Consider the following 24,242-nt stretch of genomic DNA (forward strand, 5'->3'; position numbering starts at 1 on the left):
CACCTGACGCATACTTGAATTATAGATGCAAATGCTATAATGTGTGGATGGTTATTGAAAATTAAAATCAGGACATATTGGAAAAAGAGAGGATATGGTTATGATTTTAGACAATGACAAAAGAATAGATGAAAAGATAAAAGGTGCTATGCAGCCTGAAAATGCAGAGAAGATACTGATCGTTGATGATGAAAAGGATATAAGAAAGCTGGTTGGAATCTATCTGAAGAGACAGGGATATCAGATCCTGGAAGCCGAAAACGGAAAACAGGCGATTGATCTGGTGAGAGAGAATTCCGATATCGATCTGATCATTATGGATATTATGATGCCTGAAATGTCAGGAACTGAGAGTTGCTCTGCCATTCGAGAATTTTCATCTGTTCCTGTGCTGTTTTTAACAGCCAAGACGCAGGAGCCGGATAAGAATGAGGCATATGATACAGGTGGAGATGATTTCTTAAGCAAGCCATTTGAACAGAGTGAACTGGTTCGAAAGGTGAAAGCACTTATCCGTCGGTATAATATATATAAAGGAAGAGAGGATAACAATGACGGTATTCTCCGAGTCGGAGCAATATCGATCGATCCGTATAAACGTGTTGTGACGAAAGACAATGAAGTTATCCATCTGACGGATAAAGAATTTGCATTGCTGTTTTTCCTTGTGAAGAATCGTGGAAGATCCTGGAATCTGGATGAATTATATGAGAACATCTGGCAGGAAAAATATCTTCCGTCCTCATCAAATACGGTTATGGTACATGTATTAAGACTTCGGCAGAAGATCGAGGATAATCCGGCACAACCGGAAATCATCAGAACCATATATGGAAAGGGCTATCAGGTGGATTAACAGCCGGTAGAAAGTATGCGGTATGAAGGACAGAGCAGAACAGAAAAGATTTGAAAAAGATGCAGAAAAAAGGCTTACATTAAATACAAAGCTGATTCTTGTAATAGCAGGAAGCCTGTTGCTTGCGGTCGTATTGTTCTTTATCTGGCTGAAGACAACCGTATATGTGATTGATAAGAAATATCTGAACGAGGCAACTGTAGCACGGAGAACGGAAGAAAAGATTGACCGTTTCTCTGATTATGTCAGTAAGAATAAAGTTAAATCCACAGATATGAATGCTATTCTCAGTTGGCAGCGGGAAGAGGGAAGTGTATATCTTCTGGTTTACCAGAATGAGAATGTAATATATGATTCAACAAAGCAAAAAAGACGAACCATGGTGGAACGTTTTTTTAATAAAATATCCAATGGGAATCAGAAAGGCAGAAAGCTTGCAGAGTCTGAAGAAGACAAAAGGCAGATGCTGAATAACATCAAAAGCAAACATTTGCTTGAGATTTATCGGAAGAAAGCAGAGTCAAAAAAACAGGAAGAACGATCAGATCGGAGTATCTTCGATGATACGTCCTCTACGGAGACGGATTATACAGAGACGATTCCGTCCAATGCTTCGGATGTGGAAGACTTTGCATCCCAGTATGGCAGTTATGCATTCTATTCGGTTCGTTTTGAAGATGGATTATATGATGTCTGCATCGTAGATTATTCTGAGAAAAAGGTCTATTACATATGGGTGACGATAGGCTTTTTGGTATGTTCATTTATATTTATGTTGTTGGTTATGCTCTATAACGGCCGGGTAGTAAGGCGTGTAAAGAGATTGACACATGAGGTGTCAAAGATCAAGAAAACAGATATCAATGCGACGATTACGAAGTCGGGACATGACGAGATCCTGACACTTGCTGAGAATATAGACAGCATGAGAAATTCGATCATTGATCAGATGAGTAAGGAAAAAGAAGCATGGCAGGCGAACCGGGATCTGGTCACAGCGATGGCGCATGATATCCGGACACCGCTTACGGTGTTAAGCGGATATCTGGATCTGCTTGAGACAGGGGAATTTGAATCTGACGAAGAGTACAAACAGTATGTTGATATATGCGTTGCCAAAGCAGGACAGTTGAAAGATCTGTCAGACAAGCTGTTCCGATATTTCTTCGTTTATTCCGGGCATACCGATGAACTGAAAATGGAAGTTTATCATGCAAAGGAGTTTTTCCAGCAGATGATCGGAGAATATATGTGCCTGCTTGAAGAAAAGGGAATCACTTTCCGGATCACAACAGAGGACAATTCACCGCTGATAAAGATCGATGCCCCATATCTGAAACGATTGTTTGATAATATATTTATAAATATAAGAAAATATTCTGATTACAGCAAGCCGGTAGATATCACATATCACACAACCGAATCGAAGGTAGAGCTGGTGATCAGTAATTATATAAATAAAAACAGAAATGAAGCTGAAAGTACCAGAATTGGACTCAAAACCTGTGAGAAGATCGCACAGGAAATGGAAATAGAGTTTTCAGCAAATGAGAAAAAAGACAGATATACAGTCAGGCTGATATTTGTAATTGTAAAGTAAAGGAGGTCCAGAGATACTCTGGAACAGATGTCTATGAAGAATGTACTGGAATTTATTGAAAGATCAGCAGAAAAGTATCCGGATAAGTTGTCTGTAGCCGATATAAACGGCGGTTTGACTTATAAGGAACTGGAACAGACAGCAAAACAGATTGGTGCATGGTTGTATCAGGGACTTGGCGGATGTAAGAACCGTCCGGTTGTCGTACTTCTTGATAAGGAACCGAAGAGCGTTGCGGCTTTTATGGGAGTTGTGTACAGTGGGAACTTTTATGTGGTTATAGATGCAGAAATGCCGGTAGACAGAGTGAATAAGATCTTAAAGGCATTGCAGCCGGAAGCTGCTGTAACAGACAGCAAGCATCTGGATAAGGCTGCAGAGTTACAGGTTGAGACAGAGGATGGTCAGGGATATGGACTTAAACTCTTTAATGTGGATGAGATGGATCAGACCATAGATCAGAGCTGCCTTGCAGATGTCAGAGCACATATGATCGATACAGATCCGGTATATGCATTATTTACCTCAGGTTCAACAGGTGTTCCGAAGGGGGCTGTTATATCACATGCGAATATCCTTTCCTATATTACATGGTATACGGAAGCATTTGATATTAACGAGACGACAATATTTGGTAATCAGACGCCGTTTTATTTCAGTATGTCAGTCTCGGATTTATATAGCACATTGAAAAATGGTGCAACATTGTATATAATACCAAAAGCTTATTTCTCGTTCCCAATCAAGCTTATGGAGTTTCTGAATGAGAAAAAGGTCAATACGATCTACTGGGTTCCGTCGGCACTTTCGATCATTGCAAACTATAAGATGTTCCGGTATGCTGAGCTTCCGGAGTTGAAAAAAGTATTATTTGCCGGTGAGGTTATGCCGACCAGGCCATTAAATTACTGGATCGAGAATCTGCCGGATGCCATGTATGCCAATCTGTTTGGCCCGACAGAGACGACGGATATCTGTACTTATTATGTGGTAAACAGAAAGTTCCGTGATGATGAGCCGCTTCCAATGGGAAATGCATGTAACAACTGTGATGTATTTGTACTTGGTGAAGATGGCAAGGTGGTTTCACCGGAGATCAATCCTGAGACAGGCTTCAGTGCAGAAGGAGAATTATATGCCAGAGGTTCATTTGTCGCTCTTGGATATTATGGAAATGCAGAAAAGACAAAGGAAGCATTTGTTCAGAATCCGTTGAATCCGAATTATCCGGAGCTGATCTATAAGACCGGAGATCTTGTCAAATATAATAAATATGGAGAACTGGTCTATATCTCAAGAAAAGATTATCAGATCAAGCATATGGGCTATCGTATCGAGCTTGGTGAGATCGAGGCGGCTGCCGGTGCGATCGAGGGTATCAGAAGTTACGCATGTATCTATGATGATGCAGAAGACAAGATCGTATTTATATATGAAGGAAAGAAACTGGATGACGCATTCCTGCTTGGAGAGTTCAAGAAGAAGGTTCCGCATTATATGGAACCGAACCAGTTTGTAAGAGTGAAAAGTATGCCACATAATCAAAATGGAAAGATTGATCGTAAGTGGCTGAAAAATAATTATAAATTATAAAAAAGTGAGGACAAAGAAATGGAAGAATTATTAGAGATTTTAAATGAAGTAAAGCCCGGAGTTGATTTTGCAAATGATACAGATCTGGTTGGTCATGGTATACTGGATTCTATTACAATGGTAACACTGGTGCTTGAGCTTAACGATGCATTTGACATCGAGATCACACCTGTAGATATCGTACCTGAGAACTTCAAAACAGTTCAGACGATCTATGATATGATCCAGAGATTAAGTGACGACTAGGGAGTAAAATAATGTCATATACATCGATAGCTTATTTAGGATTTATATTGATGGGATCATTCTTTTTCTATTCCGTTGTGCCGTTAAAGCATAAATGGAAGGTCCTGTTGATATTCAGTTACCTGTTTTATTTCATTAATTCAGGTAAATATGTTGTGTTTATATTGTTTTCATCGTTATCCATCTATTTCGGCGGACGACTGCTGAATAAGATCGATGATGGCTTCAGTATGGCAAAGAAGGTACTGCCAAAAGAAAATAAGAAGGAATATAAAGCGATCATCGGATGGCAGAAGAAATGTGTGTGCGTTTCAATCGTTCTGTTGAACCTTGGTATTCTTGTATATCTGAAATATTCAGTATTCTTTGGACAGGTTTTCTGTGATATATTAAGTCTGCTCCGTATTAATAAGACGAATCCAATGCAGAATATGATGCTGCCGCTTGGTATCTCGTTCTATACATTGTCGGCGATCAGTTATATCGTTGATGTTTACAGAGGAAAATACAGAGCATCCGATAATTTCTGGAAGGTGAATCTGTTCCTGATTTTCTTCCCACATATCGTGGAAGGTCCAATCGGGCGATTTGACCTGCTGGGTGATCAGGTTTATGAAGGTCACGAGTTCAACTATAATAATATGACTCAGGGCTTGCAGCTTGTTTTATGGGGTCTGTTTAAGAAGATCGTTATAGCAGATCGCGCAAATATGTATGTAAACCAGATCTTCAATTTCCATGATCAGTATGATGGCTTATATGTAGTTGTCGGAATGCTGTTATATACCTTGCAGTTATATGCAGAATTCTCCGGCTGTATGGATATCGTAAGAGGTAGTGCTCAGATGTTTGGTATTCAGATGTCTGAGAACTTTGCAAGACCATTTATGTCAAAGACAGTCAGTGAATTCTGGAGAAGATGGCATATGACACTTGGTGCATGGTTTAAAGATTATGTATTCTATTCCATCTCATTGTCCAAGGCATTTATGAAGCTCAGTAAGAAGACAAGAGAGAAGTTCAATGCATTTTTTGCAACTCTGATCCCGACCTCTATCGCGATGCTCGCGGTGTGGTTCGGAACCGGTATCTGGCATGGAGCCAGCTGGAAGTATGTTATGTACGGTATTTACTACTGTCTCATTATGATACTTGGACTTCTGACAGAACCGTTATTTAAGAAGCTGTATGAGAAGATGCATGTGAACCGGGAGGGCAAGATTTATAAGGCACTTCAGGTAGTAAGAACATTTATTTTCGTAAATATCGGTATGCTGATGTTCCGTGCGGATGACCTTAAGATCTTTGGACAGATGCTCGTATCGATGTTCCATAATTTCACATTTTCAGTGCTTACAAGCGGAGATCTGTTTGAAGTAAAGCTTGATGTCTATGATTTCCTGTTACTTGCATTTGGTGCACTGGTATTACTGCTGGTAGGTTTATATCAGGAGAAGGGACATCATATCCGTGAGGAGATAGCAACAAAGAATATCGTTCTTCGTTGGGTATTATATTATGGACTGATCTTTTCTGTGATCATTCTGGGCGCATATGGAAGCGGTTATGAAGTAGCCGGATTCATATATGCACAATTTTAGGATAGATGGTGAGAGACATGAAAAAAGAAAGAGTAAAAAACATTATAAAAGTTATCGTGTTTATGCTGATCTTCTGTGGCTTTATGGCACTCGGCTCCGTCATGCTTTATCCGAAAACGAGTGATCCGGAAGGCGGCTTATCAAATCCAAATGCCAGGGGCTTCTATGGAGAACCAAAGAATTCCATCGATCTGGTCGTTATGGGAAACAGTAATGCCTACAGTGCATATTCACCGATGCTGATGTGGAAGAAATATGGTATTCCTTCCTATGTTGTTGCGGAAGGCGCACAGAATATTGCCGAGACCGTTAATATATTAGAGGAGCTTCTGACATGTCAGAAGCCGAAGCTGATCATTTTGGATGTTGACCTTTTATGGCAGGGTAAGACACAGGTATCCAGAGTAGAAGGAAATGTGAAATCTCTGATCTACAAATATATTCCGATCATGAAGTATCATGACAGATGGAAAGGCTTTGTGCTGGGTGATAGTTTTAAAGCAAAGAACTACACATATCGTTCTTCAAGCAGAGGACAGTACTTAAGTAAAACGGTTGTACCATATACGGGTGAAGACATGATGGTAAAGACTGCCGATGTCGAATCGGTACCGAAGTCATCCAGGTTCTTCCTTAAGATGTTCCTTGATCTCTGTGAAGAAAATGATATCGATGTGATGTTTGTCGAGATGCCGACAGCTAATTCATGGAATTATAAGAAGCACAATGGCATGACAAAGTATGCCAAGGAGCTTGGCATTCCATTTGTTGATCTGAATACCACAGAGGGTAAGAATGCGATCAACTGGAAGAAGGATACCAGAGATGGCGGAAGACATCTGAACTGTTATGGAGCTAAGAAGGTAACAAGAGAGATCGGTAAGTATATTTCAGAGAACTATACATTTACGAATAAGAAGAAAGATCCGGAGTATAAGGGCTGGAATAAGTCTTATAAGGAATATAAGCAGTTTATGAAGACAGATAAGAAGTCTTCCGATAAGAAACACAAGAAGTCGAAGAAAGCTGACAGCAAACAGTCAGATACATCTGATGCAAAAAAGCAGAAAACAGAAAAAACAACGACTGAGAACAAGTCGGAGACAACGACAGAAAGTACAGCTACGGAAGAAGTAACAGAAAGTGCAAGTACGGAAGCAACCACAACTCAGCAGTAAGAGATTGTAAAGTATATAAGGGAGATCATGGAGACACAGATATGGATTTGCAGATCTGGAAGCGCCATGATCTCTCTTTTTATGAATCGGATACTTTATAGGCCTACATAAACATGGAATAAATTTTAAGGTAAGAAAATAGTATTTGTTATTTATTTTTGTGTAAACAACAGCTTCTTGTGATAAAATGGCAATGAAATGTAAATAATAGTTGCAGAAATATAGAATTATACAGGCATACCGAAAACAAGCGAAGTTATAGCAGTATACGATGCTTTTACAGATGCCTGGTGGCAGGATATGATAGGAGGATATGGAATATGAAGATTTTATTTTATGATACGAAGAAATATGACAGAGATTCATTTGAAAAGATATTACCGGAATATTCAGATCTGGAGGTAGAGTTCTTAGAAGCAGATCTTTCACCGAGAACAGCAGCTCTTGCAAAAGGATATGATGCGATCTGTGCATTTGTAAGTTCTGATGTCAGTGAAAAAGTAGTTGAGTGTCTGGCTGCAAATGGTGTAAAATTAGTGTTAATGCGCTGTGCCGGATTCAATAATGTGGATCTGGATGCAGCAAACCGTTGTGGTATCACGGTGCTCCGTGTTCCGGGTTATTCACCGGAGGCGGTTGCAGAGCATGCGATGGCACTGGCACTTGCGGTTACCAGAAGAATCCATAAGAGCTATATCAAGGTTCGTGAGAATAATTTCAGTTTGGTAGGTCTTACGGGTATGAACTTCTATGACAAGACCGCGGGTATCATCGGAACCGGTAAGATCGGAGCGGCTATGTGCCGGATCTGTCATGGATTTGGCATGAAGGTTCTGGCATATGATATGTACCGGAATCCATCCCTGGATTTTGTAGAGTATGTGGATCTGGATACGCTGTTATCGACCAGTGATTTGATCTCCCTTCACTGTCCGCTGACAGATGATTCGTACCATATGATCTGCACAGAGACGATCAATAAGATGAAGGATAATGTGATCCTTGTAAATACATCGAGAGGCGCACTGATCAAGACGGAGGATCTGATCACGGGAAATCGAAATAAGAAATTCTTTGGTATCGGTCTGGATGTGTATGAGGAAGAAACAAATAATGTATTTGAGAATCGTGAGGATGATATTCTGGAATCCTCGATCACGGCAAGACTGCTGTCGTTCCCGAATGTCATCGTAACCTCCCATCAGGGCTTTCTGACGGAAGAAGCACTGGAAGCGATCAGCCGTACCACACTGGACAATGCGAGAGATTATGAGAATGGCACGATCAAGGATATAAATGCCGTGTAGAAATATATGCAAGATAAAAGAAGTGCGGAAGACAATCGTCATAGAGAAAATGAAAGCTATGTAGAAAAGGAAATGATTATGCAGAATTACAGATTTCTGATCGCCTATGATGGGACGAGATATCATGGGTGGGAACATAAAAAAGACGTTGTGACCATACAAGGAAAGATCGAATCAGTGCTTTCCCTGATGGCAGGCGAAGAAGTACGGATCAACGGAGCGGGAAGAACCGATGCAGGTGTGCATGCAAGGGCAATGGTCGCAAGCGGCCCGGTTCCGACAGATAAGACACCAGAGGAGATCCGGGATTATATGAATCATTATCTGCCGGATGATATCTGCATTTTGGAGGTTACTCCGGCAGCAGAACGCTTTCATGCAAGATTTAATGCAAAGGGCAAGCATTACCGTTACACGATCTATCGTGGCAGGCTGAAGCCGGTATTTGACCGGAAATATGTCTGGACTCTGGATGAGGGTGAGACGATCGACTGTGAACGGATGCGAAAGGCAGCAGCTTATCTGGTCGGCGAACATGATTTCAAGAGCTTCTGTGGCAATAAGCAGATGAAGAAATCGACGGTTCGGAAGTTATTTGCGATCGATATTAAGGAAGATGGCGATTATGTGATCCTTGATTTTTATGGAGCCGGATTCTTACAGAATATGGTTCGTATCCTGACCGGTACTCTGGTAGAGGTCGGGGCAGGCAGAATGGAACCGGCGTACATGGAAGAGGTGCTTACAGGCCGGTGCAGACAGCTCGCAGGGCCGACCGCACCACCACAGGGCTTGTGCCTGATGCAGGTTGATTATGAAAAAAAGTAATATGGAGTAAGTAGTACAAATGAATGAATTTAAAAATGGGCTGAAGGATGGAATTCCGATTGCCCTGGGGTATTTTGCAGTTAGTTTTAGTTTTGGTATTCTTGCGATCAAAGGCGGACTCAGTGTCTTTCAGGCAGTTCTTACCAGCGTTACAAATGTTACAAGTGCCGGTCAGTTTGCCGGACTTCAGATCATCATTGCCGGGGGAACGATCCTTGAGGTGATCCTCACCCAGCTTATCATCAATCTGAGATATGGTCTGATGAGTCTTTCACTTACGCAGAAGTTAGCTGACGATGTAGGCATCTGGAAGCGTCTGATCATCGCATTTGCAAATACAGATGAGATCTTTGCAGTTGCAATGGGATATTTCAAAGAAGTGACCTTTCCGTATATGTTAGGACTTCAGATCCTTCCGATCCTTGGATGGGGCGGTGGTACATTTGCCGGAGCAGTAGCCAGCGGGCTGCTTCCAAAGTCTGTGTGCAGCGCACTCAGTCTTGCACTTTATGGCATGTTCGTGGCGATCGTTGTTCCGGTTGCCAAGAAGTCAAAATCTGTGTTATTTGTGGTATGCGTGGCAGCTTTGTTCAGTATCCTTTTATATTATGTTCCGATATTCCACTTTATCTCGACCGGAATATCGATCGTTATATGTACAGTAGCGGCAGCAGCAATTGGTGCGATCGTTGCGCCGGTTAAGAAAAAAGGAGAAGAATAGAGATGAGTGTATATACATATATTATCGCAATGGCGGTTGTCACATATCTGATCCGTGCAGTGCCATTGGTGTTATTCAGAAAAAAGATAGAGAATCGGTTTTTAAGTTCGTTTTTATACTATGTGCCATATGCCTGCCTAACGGCACTTACCCTTCCGGCGATTTTCTACAGTACGGAAAGTGTTATCAGTGCGATCGCAGGATTTGTCGTAGCGGTTATCTTTGGTATCCGTGAAAAAGGGCTGGTAGTTGTAGCGGCTGCCGCCTGTGTGACAGTGTTTGTAGTGGAGAGAATATTGGCGTTTTTATAGGGGGTTGTGAATCTGAAAAGTAAGGACAAAGAACTTGCTATATCGCCGACCTGGAATGTAAAAGACTTTTGACACGCTAAAAACCTTGATGTCAATGTCCTTTGATAGCGAAAATATGACTTTTTGATTAGTATGAGTATACTAGGAGGTGAAGAGATGGAACTCGGAAAACAAATAAAAAAACATCGTCAGGAAGTACAATTATCCCAAGAGAAGTTAGCCGATCGAGTTTATGTTTCAAGACAAACAATCTCAAATTGGGAAAATGATAAAAGCTATCCAGATGTGAATAGTTTGGTATTACTGAGTGAAATCTTTCAAATTTCTCTTGATAATCTAATCAAAGGAGATATTGAAGTTATGAAAGATGTAATTCAAAAAGAAGAAATTGTAAAAATGAACCGCTATGGAAAAATCTACACTATAATGCTGATTGTCACTGTAGTTTCGGCAGTTCCGCTATTTATGTGGCTTGGCGTTTGGGCATTCATCCCTTGGGGAATCATTTGGGCACTCTCTATGTACTTTGCCTTTCAGGTTGAAAAGGTAAAAAAAGATAATGATGTTCAAACCTATAAAGAAATTGTTGCATTTTCTGAGGGGAAACTATTGGATGATATACAAAAGCAGAGAGAAATAGGTAAACGCCCATATCAGAAGATTTTTTTAGTTATAGGTAGTGCACTGATAACATTTGTTGTTTGTGTATTAATCGGATTTCTGATGCATATTTTTATGAACTAATAGTGGTAGACCGTAAACTTCCGGTTTAGAGAGAACGTAGAAATGATTCGATTTTGTCCAAAGGATGAGATACAAAATACAATATACGAATAAATAAAGATGATTGGTTTTATGATAAGACTGGTCGTCTTTATTTTTTCGGAGTTTGATATGCAACTATAGGGAATTAAAACTTAGTGAAAAAGTGCAGTAAGTTTTAAGTTGTAGGAGTATGCTCCATGTATGACTGTTGAAGATGGAGAATATTATGCGCATCTTCATATGAGTGTCGGAAATGAGAAAGGTGAAGCGTTTGGAGGGCATCTGAACAGAGCTGTCGTGAGTGCAACCTGTGAGATGGTAATTACGGTCATTGATGGAAAAGTTGACAGAGTTTATGATGAAGAAACAGGGCTTAATGTATTTAAGTTTGATTAGATGCGTTGAACTATTTATCGCGTTAGTGAGACGCAGCAAAGAGAAGAAAAGCAAATAAATTCCGGGTTATAAAACATAAGGATTTTTGTTACCTAATACAATTTTCTGCTCTACAATCTCCGTCATAATAAAAATGTCTCCATCATTTCAAAAGAGAATGACGGAGATATTTTGCTCTGCTTATTCTTGTAGTAACCAATCGGCTATATCGTGAATTTCAATTCCTTCATAGCTATATTGAGGATGTTTGGTTCTGGCAATAATCATTTTCGGATAAGCATCTCGAATCTGAAGCAGAGGAGAGCATTCTCTCTCAAATGTTTCCTGCATGGAAATGTTGTCGCTGACCTGAATATAAAACTTCTCGCTACCTTTCTGAGCAACAAAGTCGATTTCCTTTTGATAGAGCTTGCCAACATAAACATCATATCCACGGCGAAGAAGCTCGATGCAAACGATGTTTTCATATACTCTGCCATAATCTATATTTCTGCTTCCGAGTATTGCATATCGAATACCGCTGTCACACAAATAGAACTTTTCAGAGCTTTCAAGGTATTTCTTACCTCGGATATCGTATCTCTTAATATCATAAAATACAAAAGCATTGCACAAATATTTAATGTACTTGCCGATGGTTACATGATTGGTTGGAGTCTCATTTGCTGTTAGTAGCTGACTGACCTTATTAGGAGAAGTCAGGTTGCTGATATTATCCATAAGGAATTCGCTCAGATGTTGTAAAACTAAAGTGTCAGGGAGAGCATATTTCTGTACCAAATCCCTTGTAACAATAGTTTCGTAGACCTCTTTGATATAGTTTGTTCTGTCTTTTTCGGTTCTATAAGCATAGGAACCTGCTAAACCGCCCTTGATAGCGTACTCATCGAAGAGCTTATCTTTGTCATTAATATCATCATAAAATTGGCAATATTCCTGGAAACTGAAAGGAAACACATGAATTTCGATATAGCGTCCGGTAAACAGCGTTGCCAGATCTGCACTCAACAGGAAAGCATTAGAGCCTGTTACATAGATGTCGTATTTTCCCTTAGAGTACAGGCTATTGATTGCCAGCTCAAACTTGGGACACATCTGAACCTCGTCTACAAACAGGTAGTTCGTTTTATCTTTCTGATAATGTTCTTCCACATAGGCGTGTAAGGCATGGTATTCCCTGATTTCTTCATATGCTAAATCCATGAAGTCAATGAAGATAATATTGATGTTTTCAAAGTTGCTCTTCAGATACGTAATATACGCCTGCATTAGTTTGGACTTACCAGATCGACGAATACCAGTGATGATCTTGATGTCAGGAGTGCCATTCAGTTCAATGATTCTATCGAGATATTTTGCTCTCGTGATTGTCTTCATATAGTCACCCACTTTCAAAAATTGAATTTTTTTCATTTCTCGAAACCGCCTCGTTGTACTTAGTATACTGTCTGCTAATAGTATATGCAAGATGTCACTTTCAAAAACACAAATTTTTTTATTTTTTGAAAGTGGAAACTATGTAAAAGCAACCCGAAGACTGTCCCAGGCATGAACAACTCATTTTTGATGTTAAATTATCAAATTTTCAAGGAATCTTCAGCATCCACCCACATCTGCATAGTTCCATCAAGATATAGAGTAACATATATCCGGCAGATGTATAAATGTCAATGCTGTTGTGGTACATGTTGTATTCTGCGTAAATGGTATTCATGTTGTGTCACCTTTAAATTAATAAAAATATAGAAGCATTTCAATCAGTTCACCATGTCGTTTTTATTTTGTGTTATACTGTTTTTATAGGATTTTCTTTCCCTTGTATTTTCCCTTATCAGAGTTCGTAAATCAGTATGGGAAGATATAACATAAGGGAAAGCTCACCTGCGATAAACTTAGTATTTTCAAAGGCTTGAGAGATATTTGATAATAAAATATAACAGTTAAAATTGTTTCGTGGAAAATATCCAATACTGTGATGTTATAAAAACAATATCTACTCTGATATTAAATATATATAGTTAATAAAGAGAGGTGCATATGCTATGCCAGGTATACTCGTGGTTGAAGATGATGAAAATTTAAATCGTGGAATTGCATTCTCATTGAAAAAATCCGGATATGAGGTTTTTTCGGCAGAATCAGTGAAAAAAGCGAAAAGAATTGCAAGTGATAATAATGTGGATGTTATCATTTGTGATGTGAATCTTCCGGATGGGAATGGACTGGAATTTGTAAGGTGGATGAGATGCAATTATAATACATACATTATTTGTCTTACAGCACTGGATCAGGAGATGGATCAGGTTATGGGATATGAAGCAGGGGCAGATGATTATATTACAAAGCCGTTTAGTCTTTCGGTACTTCTTTTGAAAATAGAAGCACATTTCCGTCGAAGACAGGAGAAAACGGAAGCCGGAAAGATGATTTCGGGAGATATCGTATTTATCGCAGGAGAAATGAAAGTCCTGATAAAGAATCGTGAAATCAGTCTGACAAAAACGGAGTTGAAAATGCTGACTTTTTTTCTTCAGAATCCGAAAAAGATTCTTTCAAAAACACAAATATTGGAAAATGTGTTTGATCTGGAAGGGGATTTTGTGGATGAAAATACAATCGCTGTCAATATCAGAAGACTCCGTGAGAAAATCGAAGACAATCCGGCTGCATCGGTCTATATAAAGAATATCAGAGGTCTTGGGTATATATGGAATCAGGAGGTAAGGCAGTGACAAAGAGATATCGCAAGAAGATTACAGTAGTGCTCTCCTTGGTATTGTCTGTCATAATATTGTTTGCAATATTAAATTGCGTTACCACGTATGTGTTTTATGAAGATTATAAATATAAAATGAATCTTATGACAGACATTGCTGCAAAGGAAGAATTTTCCGGGCTGGATGCTGTTTCGGAATTGCTTAAGGATAAAGATATTGAAACCAATGAACGGGGAAGGCAATTATTGGAGCAATATGGATACTGGGGAAATAAAGGGAGTGCATTTTATTTGCAATTCCGGCATCAGGTTATGGTGACCGGTGCTGTAAGCACTGTGATATGCGTGCTTCTTTTGACTTTTTTACTTTATTGGAAGAAAAAAGAAGATGCGTGTCATCAGAAAATTTTAGACCAGTTGGAAGAAATTCTGATCAGATTCCGTGAAAATAAATTTGATGATTTACTGAAAACGGAAAATTATGTAGAACTGGAAAAATTGAATGACCAGCTTGAAGCAATCGGACATCATATTCAGTTGATAAAGGAAGAAGCAAGGGCAGAAAAGGAGAACACGAAAGAAATGGTTTCTGATATTTCTCACCAGTTAAAGACACCGGTTGCAGCTTTGGATACATGTTTTAGTGTGCTGATGCAGAATGACTTAAGTGCTACAGAACAGGAGGAGTTTCGTATCCGTTGTCGGAGTGCTCTGGATGGACTGGAGACATTATTGCAATCGCTTCTTGAAATATCCAAGATGGAAACTGGACTGATTCAGATTAATAAGAAAAAACTTCCGCTTATGGATACTGTCATATCTGCTGTGAACCGCACTTATCCTAAAGCGGATGAGAAAGAAATTGAATTCGTTTTTGACTATGAGAAAGAGCTGGAAACATGCACGATTATGCAGGATAAAAGGTGGCTTGGTGAAGCTGTGATCAACGTTCTGGATAATGCGGTCAAGTACAGTCCGGGTGGTTCAAAAATATTTATCCGGTTACAAAAAAGAAACGATCTTGTAAGAATGGAAATTGAGGATCAGGGAATTGGTATTCCGCAGAATGAGTATCATAAAATTTTTCAACGATTTTACAGAGGAAGTTCCAAGGAGGTTATGGAAAAGAGTGGTACAGGAATCGGACTTTTTCTATCGAGAGAAATTATCGAAAAACACGCAGGTACGATTACGGTAACCTCCGGCAAAAAGAAAAAAGGAAGCACGTTTGTGATTCAATTACCATATGTTGGTTAAATTTTAAGTGAGCAGAACCCTTACAATTCTGTAAGAGTTCTGCTCGTTTTTTGAAAGTGAAATGAAAGATTGTCCTGATACAATTAGGATGTAGGTTGAAAAGGTACGCTTTACAGAATTGAAAAGGAGGCAACACATGAGTGTGATATTAGAAACCAAGCAGCTTTGTAAGTTTTATGGCGCAGGTGAGAATCAGGTCAAGGCGGTCAATCAGGTGGACATTCAGATTGAGCAGGGGGAATTTGTCGCAATTGTTGGAAAGTCAGGTTCCGGTAAAAGTACATTACTTCATATGCTAGGAGGGCTTGATACCCCGACAAAAGGCAGTGTTACTTTAGCAGGGAAAGATCTATACAGGATGAATGAAGATGCCCTTGCTGTTTTCCGCAGAAGAAAAATCGGATTTGTTTTTCAGGCATTTAATCTGGTTTCATCTGTTAATGTCTGGGAAAATATTGTACTGCCACTGGGGCTGGATGGAAGAAAAGTGGATGAAGCGTATGTAAATGATATCATTGCAACTTTGGGAATTGAAAAGAGGATTTACAATCTGCCAAATCAGTTATCCGGAGGACAGCAACAGAGAGTAGCAATTGCAAGAGCACTGGTGAATCGTCCGGAAATTATATTTGCAGATGAGCCGACAGGAAATCTTGATTCCAAGACCAGTGATGAGGTAATCGCCCTGCTTAAGATGACAGCAAAAAAATATGGACAAACAATTGTAATGATTACCCATGATGACGAAATTGCACAGGTCGCTGACCGTATTCTGGTGATTGAGGACGGACAGGTGGTGGATTTTAGATGAAGACAATAAGCAGGATTGCATATAGCAATGACAAAAAGAACAAGACAAGAAGTATACTGATTATGATGTCCATATGTCTGACTACGATGCTGCTTGTGATTATCAGTACTGTGGGAAATGGAATGATCCGTTTACAGAAAAGTCAGGCGGCAGGCTCATATGGAAGCAATTATGGTTTGTTTGTCGCAGCAGATGCCTTGCAGTTAAAGGACGTACGCCGCCGTGCAGAAATAGATGCAATAGGAATTATGTGTACAGAAGGCATAATTAAAGGCAACGAAAACGGTGGTTTTGTCTGCATGGATGAGACTGCAAGAAAAATGCTTCCCTATAATAAGGAATATGAGTTAAAGGAAGGAAAGTATCCGGGGGGAACGCAGGAAATTGCCGCAGGAAGAGCATTTTTTAGTGAAATGGGATATGATGATGTAAAGGTCGGAGATACGGTTACACTGGATTACCGTGCAGGGATGCGGTCAGAATATAAGCCGGAAGAATTTGTTGTCAGCGGAATCCTATATGACCGGGATGAGTATACCATCGAGGCATCTTATGTTGCTTTCGGGTCACAGGAGTTTTATGATGAGCACGTCGCAGAGAATGACAGACAGTATAATATTTATTTTACTTTAAATGATTCTGCAAATGTATCTATGAATAATATTGATTCGGTTATAAGGCAGATTGCAGCAGCTTGTGGGATCGAAGAAAAAAACGTTATTGTCAATGATCTCTATTTGCAATGGGTCTTGCAGCCGAGTTATGAAACGATTGCGGTATGCGGGGTTTTGATTCTTGCAATTGTACTTTTCTCTGTTGTGGTCATTTATAATATTTTTCAGGTCGGTATTGCCAACAAGATACAGGAGTATGGAAAAATCAAGGCTCTGGGAGCGACAAAAAAGCAGATGAAACAACTGATCTTCAGAGAGGGCATTTTTTTGACATTTTTTTCAATACCGGTTGGATTGCTTTTTGGCTTTCTGATTGCAAAATGCGGTTTTAACTGGCTGGTAGAACAGGGGAACCTTGTATCAACCGGAACTGGTTCTATGGGTGTTCAAAATCAGCAGGTGCCTCTGTTTTCCCTGCCTGTTATGCTTCTCTGTATTTTCGTATCATTTCTTACCGTTGCTTTGGCACTGCGTAAACCAATGAAAATTGTTTCACGGATTTCACCTATCGAAGCAACACGGTATTTAGAAAATGCAGAAACACAAAAAAAAGGAAAACGAAATGGCAGAAAAAATGTCACCGTGTTTTCTATGGCAATGGCAAATGTAACGGGTAATCCCAAAAGAACTATTGGTACTATCCTCACAATGGGTTTTTCTTGCGTATTGTTTGTGATTATCTCTAATTATGTGGGGAATATTGACACGGAGCATGAAGCACGTCTTTCCGTTAATTATGGACAATTTGAACTGCAGCTTGACTATTCTGCTGAGTATGATGAAAGATATCCGGAGAATAATCTGGATACGATTCTGACGGATGATCCATTGAATGATTCGCTGATTGAAGAAATCAAAAGCATTCCGGGAGTAACAGATGTCATGACGAGAGAGATTGTCTCTGTAAATCTGAACGGAACAAGATTTCCGGCTACTATTGTGAGTAAAAAGGATTTTGATTTTATGCGCCAAGAAGGGGATATTGGCTCTATGGACTATGATCAGGCGGTAAAGAATGGTGATATTTTCTTTGGTTGGTTGGCGTGGATGGAACAAGATGGATATGCTCCGGGTGAATCCATTGCATTTGACTTTGAGAATGGAAGTGGAACCTATACCTAGCAGGGAAAGATTGCAGGATCTTTTGTAAGTGCGGACACTTATCTTGTCATTCCGAAAGGTGTATATCGTTCCATGAATCCGAGAGGAACAGCCTATGGCTATCTGTGGGTGGACTGTGATAAAAAAGATGTGGCATCTGTAGAACAAAGTCTGAATACTTTGATTTCTAATACTTCGCATATAAAAATGGATACTTATCATGCGCAGTTACAATCTGCCGAATTTGCAAGCAGCATGATGAAGCTTGGCTGTTATCTGTTTATGGCTATTGTAGGACTCATCGGGTTTATGAATATGGCGAATACCATGATCATGAATATTACGACAAAAAAGCAGGAATATGGTGTATTACAGGCTGTGGGCATGACAAATAAACAATTAAATTTATGCCTGCAGTTACAGGGACTGATTTTTACGGTTGGCACCATATGCGTAGCTTTGATCATTGGTCTGCCGCTCGGCTATGCACTTTTTTCCTATGCAAAACATATGGGAATATTTGGAATAAATATCTATCATGTTCCAATCGTACCAATTTTTATTATGATTTTTTTGGTCGGTCTGTTGCAGATTGTACTTTCCTGCGTTTTAAGCAGTAATCTGAAAAAGGAAACGCTGGTTGAAAGAATAAGGTATCAGGGATAGCAAGTAACCAAGCTGTCACTCGGGCAATGAGTGACAGCTTGGTTTGCAAGTATACGTCAAAAGATTCTATGGAGAATATTATGCGCATCTTCATATGAGTGTCGGAAATGAGAAAGGTGAAGTGTTTGGAGGGCATCTGAACAGAGCTGTCGTGAGTGCAACCTGTGAAATGGTAATTACGGTCATTGATGGAAAAGTTGACAGAGTTTATGATGAAGAAATAGGGCTTAATGTATTTAAGTTTGATTAGATGCGTTCTTATGATATTATATTTCATGTATTCAAACAAAGTAGGAAAGAGGTAAATACACCATGAATTTGAAAAAAGTTCATCATATTGCCATTATTGGGAGCAACTATGAGCAATCAAAGCATTTTTATGTGGATCTATTAGGTTTTTCTATTATTCGAGAAAATTACAGACCAGAACGTGATGATTACAAAATTGATCTTCAACTCGATGAGATGGAATTAGAACTTTTTATCATTAAAAATTGTCCGAAGCGCCCCAGTTATCCAGAAGCTTACGGTCTCCGGCATCTTGCCTTTGCTGTAGACTCGGTCGATAATACCGTAAGGGAATTGAATAAAAGGGGCATCATAACTGAGCCGATTAGACTTGATATTTACACAGGTAAAAGAATGACATTCTTTTATGACCCTGACAATCTACCATTGGAAATTCACGAATAAAGTATTGCAGTTAAAAGATGTGCCCTGTTTTGGACTGTGATTTTATAACTTCAAGTTTGCAGAACTGACCCAAAAGAGCTCGAAGGAGCTCTTTTTGCTTTTTTATAATAGTATCATTATGGTATAATAGAGACAATAAAATCGGAATTTAACGCACATCTAAAAAACGAGAATTCACAAAAACGTAGCCATAAAATGGTGATGAAAGGACGTATAACTTATGAGTAAAAAAGTATTTGTTTTGGTACACGATTACTGGCATCACGATGATTCCATCAAGCCTATGATGAACTATCTGTTTAACGCAGATTATGAAGTAACATTCACAAAGAATCCAAATGATTATTTCAAGGGGCAGTTTGATTTGTTTTTGTCTTTCAAAGATCCTATTGAAAATGATCAGATTCCTACTCCAATCTGGTGTGATGAAAAATGGACGGAGAAATTTCTGAATGATATTCAGAATGGTATGGGAACGATTATGCTTCACGCATCACTTACTGATTACACAGAAAATCACGCAATCCTCACAAATGTTGTAAGAAGTAACTTTATCACTCATCCCGAACAATGTCCGCTTACTGTAAAACCGATAGCAGAACATCCGATTATTGAAGGCATTGGCAAATTCACATTCCCTGATTTTGACGAACATTATGTAATGAAAATGATTCCGAATGCTGATACAACGATTCTTGCAGAAACCGTTTCAAAGAACGGCGTTCAGCCTGCTGTATGGATTCACACCTATGGCAAGGGAAAAATCTGCTGTATCGTTCCTGCACACACTACCCAAAATCTGACCTGTGAACCATTTGTCAAACTTGTAAAGAATGCTATTGATTGGGTTTAATAGCATTAATAGAGCGTCAAATTCCAGTTTGGAGAATTGAGAAAATCGGAATTTTATGAAATGTTAAGAGAAAGCTAATGAGAATGATGGTAGAAAAAAAGAAATCAATAGCATTAATTATTATTTTACTTACAATTGTTGTTATTTTTATTTGTGGTCGATATTATTTTGCACACAATAAAAGTTATAAAAATGAGGCAATTGAAAAAGGAGATTATATATATCTTAATGGAGTAAGATATTCTCAAACATCGAAACTGGAAAATTATAAAATATCAAATGTGGTAATTTGTACATCTGACAGTGGGAGAAAATTATATGAGATAGAAGAATATCCTGATTATGAATATATCGCGGGATATTATGCATGGGACGGCGTAATATATAAAAAAGATGAAACAGATTGATAACTTCCCGTTTATGAGGATAAAAGATGAAAATTATAGAAATCACAGAAAGTAAAAAACAATATCTTGAGTTGCTCTTATTGGCAGATGAGCAGGAAAATATGATAGATCGCTATCTTAATAAAGGCAGAATGTATGTGTTAGATGATAATGGGATTAAATGCGAGTGCGTCGTTACCAATGAAGGAAATGGAGTGCTTGAAATAAAAAATATTGCGACTGCTCCGGAATATCAAGGGAAAGGATATGCAAAAGCCCTGATTGATTTTATTGTTGAGAAATACGGAGAACAATATGCTATTCTGCAAGTAGGAACAGGAGATAGCCCACTTACAATACCATTTTATGAAAAATGTGGTTTTGTCCGTTCGCGTATCATTCCCCATTTTTTTACAGAAAATTACGATCATCCAATATACGAAGATGGAATACAATTGGTGGATATGGTATATTTGCAAAGAAAGCTATAAAGAAACATGTTCTAATAATCCGTTGACATTTTAAAATTGCCGTGGGTATACATATGCACATACCTATATTGAGTACATAGAAACAACCTATGGTTGGAATGCTGTTTTGAACATTATACAGAGCGGGGATTATGAAGCGGTCTTTAGAAAATCGAAACGGGATATATACGCTGAATGGGTAGCGTGCGTGATATAAGAAATGCTTCGGTGCATAGTAATTGTTTAATCAATAAGTTGTTTGAAGAATTACCAGCTACACAACAACCAGATGCGGAGATAACGGAATATGTGAAACGGATAAAAAATATTCCTTCATCGACTAGAGCTAAGAATTTGAAATATAGAGTCGTATATGATTTTGTAACATTGTTATTTGTGTATAATGAAATTGTGCCGGAAGGGGTGGCGAAAAGACAAAGACATAAAGAAATACAAGAATCCAAGGCAGCACGAGATGCATTTGCTGAATTTGTATTAGAGAGGAGAAAAAGTGAATAAAAAGGCTTATGTAAGTATTATTATTGTTTTAATAGTTTTGGTATTGATTACTGGCTCATATACTGCAATTCATTATTTTTTTAATTATTCAACAAAAGAATGGTTTAGAGAGAGTATTAATGCCGGAGATTACGTGATTGTTGGTGAAGAAATAGGTGATACAATATTTGATGGTGACACTCAGGTTGAAATCTCTATTTTTGACCACATTAATAAGGTCCATATGATCTCCTTTAAAACAAGAATTAGCAATCAAGGGGAGAAGCTGTCAGCTAAAAATTATGATATTGAATGTACTGACGAATATATAAAAATTGAACTGATTAATTTTGATGGTACAAAAAAAGTGGCATATCGCTTTTTCTTTGAAGATTTCAAGTATTAATATTTTTTATATAAAACACAAATGCTAGGTGGATCAGAGAAGGATGCTTGAAAAAAGCATGTCGGATTTCGATGATCCACCTTGTTTTATTAGTAAAAAAGATTTACCTATACTTATGGTAAACGTCAAATCATCCAACCAAGGTTCAGAATTAAAGTAATCATGCCGATATATAATGAAAATCAGTAAATTGTAAACGGAGCATCAATAATTCAGAAGGAGAAAGGATGGGTATAGGAGCAGATGGGGTAATGATGTTTCGGTATAAGACAAACCTCTGAGTATAAGGAGTTTGAAGAGAAAACAAAGAACTGGACGAAAGACGATGAAGCTACTGTTGCAAATGAGTTTATGCAATTATTTGTTGAATTCGGACAAATGAAAGAAATGGACCCAGAAGATGAACAGGTGCAGTTGCAGGTAAGGAAACTTCAGGATTACATTACAGATCATTTTTATACATGTTCTGATAAGATTTTATGCGGTCTTGGAAGAATGTATGCCGGTGGAGGAGAACTTACGGAAAATATTGATGATGTTGGAGGAGTTGGCACAGCAGAGTTTGCAAGTAAAGCTATTGATATATTTTATATGAGCGGAAGGTAAATTCAAGTTTGTAACGAAGGTATTTGCGATGAAAGGAATTAAGATTGAGTTATTGGGGATTGCAATAATACCTTTAGGAATTGCTGTGACAACAAATAATTTTTGGGGATAGATGGTATTTCACAAAAGGTTTTGACAGATAGTTTAAGACAAATGATGAGTGATGGGCTGGCATATCGCCACGATTACCATGAGCAGCCACCGAGAGTTGAATACGGCTTAACGGAACTCGGAACAAAAATGCTTCCAATTGTTAATTCACTTGCTGACTTTGGTAACTACTATAAATCAATTATTGAACAGAATTAAGGACGTTAGTATTTGAAAAGCTTGAACAATTCCAGTTGATATTTCACTTATTTTAGGAAATTTAATAACTGTTATATTTGATTATCAAATTCCTCACAAACCCTTGAAAATACTAAGTTTGTAGCAAGTGAACTTTCCCTTACTCTTTCCCTTGTATTATATTCTCTCATTGGTTTTCATGAACCTTAATATGGGAAAAATTAAGGGAAAGAAAAATTCGTACATAGTATAACATATAACAATAACGACATGGTGAACTGAATGAAATGTTTTCGATATTTAACTCTGTAAATGATTATTAAAAAATGGAGATAAGATACAATGAGAACAATTTATGCAGAATACAACATAAACCACGATAGTATTGATGTTTACACAAGTGCCGGATATATGCTTCGCATTAATTGTTGGGAAGCTGAAAAAAATTTAAAAACCACATATGGATCAGAATGTGCGCTTACTTCATTGGCTGTGGATGAGCCTTTGGAATATGCAAGATTATATCTTGATGGCAATTTACAGATGTGGGTGGATGCAGAAGATTCACTTGAATTATAGGCAATTTAAACAAAAGTTTATATCTGATTTTCGATTATCCATATGAACACTTTACTTTCAAGCATTTTGAGAAATATAGAAAAACGCTAATTTTACCACTAATAAATGAGCCTTGATATGACACTAAAAACAATATGGGAGATAGCACAATATCTGTGTATCTCCCGTTTTTCATTTTTGTAATATAATTACTTCACTCTAATTTTTATATTTTCTTATTTTTCAATAATCATAGGACTTATTTCTAAATCTGCCATAGACTGCTTTGTTTGGTATGGCTTTCGGGATATGATTACACACATCATAGTGTGGATAGTAATAGAGCATAAAACATGTAGAGTAAGGTTGCTACAACTCATATTGCCATATATAATAACTAATGACATCGAAAATTAAAGAAATTGATTAGAAATAGATTTTTGTTTGATAATCTTAAATCAGATATTCACAATGGAGGCATATTTATGGCGCAGAGTATTTTAATTGTAGACGATGAAAAAGAAATTGTATCAATGCTGTATTGCTATTTCAGCAAACTTGGATATACGGTATATACTGCAACAGCAGGAAATGCTGCATTAAAAGAAGTAGAAAAAAAACCTGACATTATTTTGTTAGATGTCAATATGCCAGATATAGATGGATTTACTGTTTGCGAAAGGATACGGGATTATGTTTCATGCCCTATAATTTTTTTAACAGCACGCATTGAAGATAGTGATAAAATAAAAGGATTTTCTATTGGCGCAGACGACTATGTAATAAAACCATTTTCTGTTGATGAATTAGAAGCTCGCATTGCAGCACATCTTCGCAGAGAAAAAAGACACAATATA

Annotated in this window: 27 protein-coding genes and 1 pseudogene; 27 read left to right on the top strand and 1 reads right to left on the bottom strand. The window is 38.3% G+C overall.

Going from position 1 to position 24,242, the window contains the following annotated elements; translation table 11 throughout:
- The first annotated feature begins 100 nt into the window (after nucleotides 1–100).
- From CLOL250_RS09370 to CLOL250_RS09425, 12 genes are all read left to right on the top strand, one after another.
- Nucleotides 101–856 (top strand): response regulator transcription factor, encoded by a 756-nt coding sequence (locus tag CLOL250_RS09370; protein WP_243104391.1) that lies wholly within the window; start codon nucleotides 101–103, stop codon nucleotides 854–856.
- Between the two features lie 22 nt (nucleotides 857–878).
- Nucleotides 879–2,456: a HAMP domain-containing sensor histidine kinase gene (locus CLOL250_RS09375; RefSeq protein ID WP_008402158.1), complete on the top strand. Its 1,578-nt coding sequence runs from the start codon at nucleotides 879–881 to the stop codon at nucleotides 2,454–2,456.
- Between the two features lie 33 nt (nucleotides 2,457–2,489).
- On the top strand, nucleotides 2,490–4,049 hold the full coding sequence (locus CLOL250_RS09380; protein ID WP_008402159.1) for an AMP-binding protein: 1,560 nt from the start codon (nucleotides 2,490–2,492) through the stop codon (nucleotides 4,047–4,049).
- 18 nt (nucleotides 4,050–4,067) lie between these two features.
- On the top strand, nucleotides 4,068–4,295 hold the full coding sequence (locus CLOL250_RS09385) for an acyl carrier protein (RefSeq protein ID WP_008402160.1): 228 nt from the start codon (nucleotides 4,068–4,070) through the stop codon (nucleotides 4,293–4,295).
- 107 nt (nucleotides 4,296–4,402) lie between these two features.
- Nucleotides 4,403–5,896: an MBOAT family O-acyltransferase gene (locus tag CLOL250_RS09390; RefSeq protein WP_274922268.1), complete on the top strand. Its 1,494-nt coding sequence runs from the start codon at nucleotides 4,403–4,405 to the stop codon at nucleotides 5,894–5,896.
- A 17-nt stretch (nucleotides 5,897–5,913) separates the two neighbouring features.
- Entirely contained in the window at nucleotides 5,914–7,074 is a 1,161-nt protein-coding gene (locus tag CLOL250_RS09395) for an SGNH/GDSL hydrolase family protein (protein WP_274922269.1), read from the top strand.
- A 320-nt stretch (nucleotides 7,075–7,394) separates the two neighbouring features.
- Nucleotides 7,395–8,381: a 2-hydroxyacid dehydrogenase gene (locus CLOL250_RS09400; protein WP_008402164.1), complete on the top strand. Its 987-nt coding sequence runs from the start codon at nucleotides 7,395–7,397 to the stop codon at nucleotides 8,379–8,381.
- A 6-nt stretch (nucleotides 8,382–8,387) separates the two neighbouring features.
- A complete protein-coding gene (truA, locus tag CLOL250_RS09405; RefSeq protein ID WP_008402165.1) occupies nucleotides 8,388–9,209 on the top strand; it encodes a tRNA pseudouridine(38-40) synthase TruA in 822 nt (273 codons plus the stop codon).
- A 19-nt stretch (nucleotides 9,210–9,228) separates the two neighbouring features.
- Nucleotides 9,229–9,930 (top strand): AzlC family ABC transporter permease, encoded by a 702-nt coding sequence (locus tag CLOL250_RS09410; protein WP_008402167.1) that lies wholly within the window; start codon nucleotides 9,229–9,231, stop codon nucleotides 9,928–9,930.
- Nucleotides 9,931–9,932: 2 nt separating this feature from the next.
- The gene (locus CLOL250_RS09415) at nucleotides 9,933–10,241 is read left to right on the top strand and encodes an AzlD domain-containing protein (protein ID WP_008402168.1); all 309 of its coding nucleotides are present in this window, start codon (nucleotides 9,933–9,935) and stop codon (nucleotides 10,239–10,241) included.
- 156 nt (nucleotides 10,242–10,397) lie between these two features.
- Nucleotides 10,398–10,985, top strand: a complete 588-nt coding sequence (locus CLOL250_RS09420) for a helix-turn-helix domain-containing protein (protein ID WP_044945802.1) — start codon at nucleotides 10,398–10,400, stop codon at nucleotides 10,983–10,985.
- Between the two features lie 222 nt (nucleotides 10,986–11,207).
- Nucleotides 11,208–11,402 carry a PCC domain-containing protein gene (locus CLOL250_RS09425; protein ID WP_008402170.1) on the top strand — a complete coding sequence of 65 codons (195 nt, stop codon included), beginning with the start codon at nucleotides 11,208–11,210 and terminating at the stop codon, nucleotides 11,400–11,402.
- 180 nt (nucleotides 11,403–11,582) lie between these two features.
- On the opposite strand, the gene CLOL250_RS09430 is transcribed toward CLOL250_RS09425, so the two are convergent.
- Nucleotides 11,583–12,815: an ATP-binding protein gene (locus CLOL250_RS09430; RefSeq protein ID WP_008402171.1), complete on the bottom strand. Its 1,233-nt coding sequence runs from the start codon at nucleotides 12,813–12,815 to the stop codon at nucleotides 11,583–11,585.
- Between the two features lie 629 nt (nucleotides 12,816–13,444).
- Between CLOL250_RS09430 and CLOL250_RS09435 the strand changes: the two genes are divergently transcribed.
- From CLOL250_RS09435 to CLOL250_RS09495, 15 genes and pseudogenes are all read left to right on the top strand, one after another.
- Nucleotides 13,445–14,134: a response regulator transcription factor gene (locus tag CLOL250_RS09435; RefSeq protein WP_008402173.1), complete on the top strand. Its 690-nt coding sequence runs from the start codon at nucleotides 13,445–13,447 to the stop codon at nucleotides 14,132–14,134.
- Nucleotides 14,110–15,375 carry a sensor histidine kinase gene (locus CLOL250_RS09440; RefSeq protein WP_008402174.1) on the top strand — a complete coding sequence of 422 codons (1,266 nt, stop codon included), beginning with the start codon at nucleotides 14,110–14,112 and terminating at the stop codon, nucleotides 15,373–15,375. Before CLOL250_RS09435 ends, CLOL250_RS09440 begins: the two co-directional genes overlap by 25 nt.
- Nucleotides 15,376–15,511: 136 nt before the next feature.
- Complete coding sequence (locus CLOL250_RS09445; protein ID WP_008402175.1) at nucleotides 15,512–16,186, top strand: ABC transporter ATP-binding protein; 675 nt, start codon at nucleotides 15,512–15,514, stop codon at nucleotides 16,184–16,186.
- A pseudogene (locus tag CLOL250_RS09450) lies at nucleotides 16,183–18,627 on the top strand (ABC transporter permease). The gene CLOL250_RS09445 and the pseudogene CLOL250_RS09450 overlap by 4 nt, the downstream one beginning before the upstream one ends.
- A 43-nt stretch (nucleotides 18,628–18,670) precedes the next feature.
- Entirely contained in the window at nucleotides 18,671–18,877 is a 207-nt protein-coding gene (locus tag CLOL250_RS13750) for a PPC domain-containing DNA-binding protein (RefSeq protein ID WP_342413220.1), read from the top strand.
- A 62-nt stretch (nucleotides 18,878–18,939) separates the two neighbouring features.
- Nucleotides 18,940–19,320 carry an SMU1112c/YaeR family gloxylase I-like metalloprotein gene (gene gloA2, locus CLOL250_RS09455; RefSeq protein WP_008402179.1) on the top strand — a complete coding sequence of 127 codons (381 nt, stop codon included), beginning with the start codon at nucleotides 18,940–18,942 and terminating at the stop codon, nucleotides 19,318–19,320.
- 220 nt (nucleotides 19,321–19,540) lie between these two features.
- Nucleotides 19,541–20,173: a ThuA domain-containing protein gene (locus CLOL250_RS09460; RefSeq protein WP_008400174.1), complete on the top strand. Its 633-nt coding sequence runs from the start codon at nucleotides 19,541–19,543 to the stop codon at nucleotides 20,171–20,173.
- An 83-nt stretch (nucleotides 20,174–20,256) separates the two neighbouring features.
- Nucleotides 20,257–20,580 carry a hypothetical protein gene (locus CLOL250_RS09465; protein ID WP_008402180.1) on the top strand — a complete coding sequence of 108 codons (324 nt, stop codon included), beginning with the start codon at nucleotides 20,257–20,259 and terminating at the stop codon, nucleotides 20,578–20,580.
- Between the two features lie 26 nt (nucleotides 20,581–20,606).
- Nucleotides 20,607–21,050 (top strand): GNAT family N-acetyltransferase, encoded by a 444-nt coding sequence (locus CLOL250_RS09470; protein WP_008400171.1) that lies wholly within the window; start codon nucleotides 20,607–20,609, stop codon nucleotides 21,048–21,050.
- Between the two features lie 174 nt (nucleotides 21,051–21,224).
- Nucleotides 21,225–21,548 (top strand): hypothetical protein, encoded by a 324-nt coding sequence (locus tag CLOL250_RS09475; RefSeq protein ID WP_008400170.1) that lies wholly within the window; start codon nucleotides 21,225–21,227, stop codon nucleotides 21,546–21,548.
- Nucleotides 21,541–21,933 (top strand): hypothetical protein, encoded by a 393-nt coding sequence (locus CLOL250_RS09480; RefSeq protein WP_008400168.1) that lies wholly within the window; start codon nucleotides 21,541–21,543, stop codon nucleotides 21,931–21,933. The genes CLOL250_RS09475 and CLOL250_RS09480 overlap by 8 nt, the downstream gene beginning before the upstream one ends.
- A gap of 264 nt (nucleotides 21,934–22,197) precedes the next feature.
- Nucleotides 22,198–22,539, top strand: a complete 342-nt coding sequence (locus tag CLOL250_RS13755; protein WP_084770625.1) for a TipAS antibiotic-recognition domain-containing protein — start codon at nucleotides 22,198–22,200, stop codon at nucleotides 22,537–22,539.
- 102 nt (nucleotides 22,540–22,641) lie between these two features.
- Nucleotides 22,642–22,848: a winged helix-turn-helix transcriptional regulator gene (locus CLOL250_RS13760; protein WP_008400165.1), complete on the top strand. Its 207-nt coding sequence runs from the start codon at nucleotides 22,642–22,644 to the stop codon at nucleotides 22,846–22,848.
- 321 nt (nucleotides 22,849–23,169) lie between these two features.
- On the top strand, nucleotides 23,170–23,406 hold the full coding sequence (locus CLOL250_RS09490; protein WP_008400163.1) for a DUF6061 family protein: 237 nt from the start codon (nucleotides 23,170–23,172) through the stop codon (nucleotides 23,404–23,406).
- A gap of 464 nt (nucleotides 23,407–23,870) precedes the next feature.
- A partial coding sequence (locus CLOL250_RS09495; RefSeq protein ID WP_008402181.1) for a response regulator transcription factor occupies nucleotides 23,871–24,242 on the top strand: 372 nt, incomplete at its 3' end.

This window comes from Clostridium sp. L2-50 (genome assembly GCF_000154245.1).
Taxonomy (GTDB): domain Bacteria; phylum Bacillota; class Clostridia; order Lachnospirales; family Lachnospiraceae; genus Coprococcus.